Annotated in this window: 1 CRISPR repeat array. The window is 75.9% G+C overall.

Annotated elements, in window-relative coordinates:
• Position 1: 1 nt before the first annotated feature.
• A CRISPR array of direct repeats spans positions 2-332; the repeat unit is 26 nt; unit sequence GTGAGCCCCGCGCGAGCGGGGATGAG.

Genomic DNA, 332 nt, shown 5'->3' with positions numbered 1-332 from the left:
CGTGAGCCCCGCGCGAGCGGGGATGAGCCGCACACCTAGGAGCCACCGCCCCCATGCACACCGTGAGCCCCGCGCGAGCGGGGATGAGCCCCCACGGCATCGCCGTGACGAAAGAGGAGTTGAGTGAGCCCCGCGCGAGCGGGGATGAGCCGGTCTCGGAGGTCTGGCGGCCCCGGTGGCGGAAGTGAGCCCCGCGCGAGCGGGGATGAGCCCACCTCGTGGGAGGTCCGGAGGGGGACGGCGTGGTGAGCCCCGCGCGAGCGGGGATGAGCCCCGGGGGCGGCGACCCGACCCCTCGCGCGTCCAGTGAGCCCCGCGCGAGCGGGGATGAG

It is taken from the genome of Kytococcus sp. HMSC28H12 (assembly GCF_001816045.1).
Taxonomy (GTDB): Bacteria; Actinomycetota; Actinomycetes; order Actinomycetales; family Dermatophilaceae; genus Kytococcus; species Kytococcus schroeteri.
Note: the sequence above shows the minus strand (reverse complement) of the source record. Positions and strands in the feature narration are given on the sequence as shown.